Raw genomic sequence first — 1,971 nt, 5'->3', positions numbered from 1 at the left:
CTTTGTTGTGGTAAACAAGAGTTTAAGGCGTTGCTTATTTTTTTCAACTATTCCCTAATTCTATACAGACCCTAGTTTATGTCATTAAATAAAGCACAACTTGAAAATCTAACCAATGAAGTATGGAAAGGGGCAATTAGCTTACGTGGTAAGTTTAAAGCTAAAGACTATCCGACCATCATTCTACCTATGATAATGATTCGTCGTATTGAATGTGTACTTGAGACAAATAGAGCGGAAGCTAAACAAGCTATTATCCAAAGGGACAATAGCTTGTCAAATGAGAATATTAAAGCCCTTCAAGAACAAGATTTAAAAAATGGCACTGATAAAGCATCAGAGAAACGTCAAGAATTAGCACAAAAGCTCAAACGTCAAGAAACGCAAACATTTAGTTTTAGCAATAGTACTGATTGGACACTGAAAGGGATATTGGATGAGAGTTCTACTTCGGTAGAAAAGAACTTTCGTGATTTTCTCAATGGATTTAGTCCAAATGTCTTAGAAATTATTGAAAAGTTTGAGTATCAGCAAGCTGTCACCAAGATGGTCAAAGAAAAAAGACTGTACGAAATTATAGAGCTAGTTGCAGAAGAAGACTTTAGCCCAGAGCGCTTGTCAAATATAGAAATGGGCTACGTATATGAGAACCTCATACAAAAGTTCTCACAAGACGATGCGAAAGACACAGGTGAGCATTTTACACCCCGTGAGATTATTCGTATCATGGTTGATCTTATGGAGATCGACTTTGATCCTGAGGTAAGTAGAAAGGCTATTTCAATCTACGATCCCGCTTGTGGTACGGGCGGTATGCTATCGATTGCAAAAGAGCATTTAGTTGATAAAGCTAAGACTCTTGAGGGTGTGGCGAATGCCGAAGACCTCATAATGCTTAACGGACAAGAGCTATTGGCGCAAAACTATGCCATGTGTAAATCAGATATGTTATTAAAGGGTGAGACAGGGAGCAATATTACTCATGGTAATTCATTGATTCCACACTTAGAAAGTATTGATGATGATGGTGATCAACATACAGATATACATTTCGATTATATGATTTCTAATCCGCCTTTTGGTGTTGATTGGTCACCATATAAAAAGCACGTCGAAGAGCTCAAATCAACTCGTTATTCGGTAGGCATGTCACCAAGTAATGATGGTGCATTGTTGTTTTTATTGACGATGATAGAGAAGATGAAGCCTGCTAGTGAAGGTGGCTCAAAAATTGTTATCTTATTTAATGGCTCACCGTTGAGCAATGGTGACGCTACCCAAGGTGAGAGCGAGATACGTCGTCATATATTGGAAAATGATCTATTAGATAGTATCGTCATGCTACCCGATCAGATGTTCTATAACACAGGTATTTATACCTATATTTGGGTGTTGAACAATAATAAACCTGTAAATAAGAAAGACCACGTACTAATTATAAACGCCCGTGATCGTTATGAAAAAGAACCTAAGTCATTTGGGAATAAGCGTAATAGAATCTCTGATAAGCATAGAGTATGGATACATGAGCAGTTTGAGACGTGGCAAGAGGGTGATGAAAGTAAGAAGTTTCATACCTACGATTTTGCTTTTCACAAAGTCAAAGTCATCTTTTGGCAAGAGGATGAAAATGGCGAGAAGATGTGGATAGATGAACCATTTACTATTCAGCTTAATAACTCTAACGTGAAAAAAGCGTTTGAGTTTTACGGTGATTTTACTATGGATGTCACTGTCAACGATCAGGCTTATCATTTCAAGTTTGATGATAGTAAGCCTTTTGAAACCTTGCTTGCTGAAGCAGTAAAAGAAAAAGAAGAGACTCTAAAAGATAAAACCTTAAAAGAGATAAAGGCTTGGCTTAAAGTAAAAAATATAACGGCAAATTATAATCATTGAACCGCCCCGGTATTGTCGGAGACTCAACAATCTGAGAGAATACGACAATGAAAACACGAAACTACACTCCCG

Annotated in this window: 1 protein-coding gene; it reads left to right on the top strand. The window is 37.3% G+C overall.

From position 1 onward, the window contains the following. The first annotated feature begins 78 nt into the window (after window positions 1-78). Entirely contained in the window at window positions 79-1,899 is a 1,821-nt protein-coding gene (locus JMY06_RS11645) for a class I SAM-dependent DNA methyltransferase (RefSeq protein ID WP_201618407.1), read from the top strand. Window positions 1,900-1,971: the final 72 nt, after the last annotated feature.

Origin of the sequence: Psychrobacter urativorans (assembly GCF_904846675.1) — a bacterium.
Lineage (GTDB): Bacteria > Pseudomonadota > Gammaproteobacteria > Pseudomonadales > Moraxellaceae > Psychrobacter > Psychrobacter urativorans_B.
The sequence above is the reverse complement of the archived record's forward strand: the minus strand, read 5'-3'. Positions and strand labels throughout refer to the sequence as shown.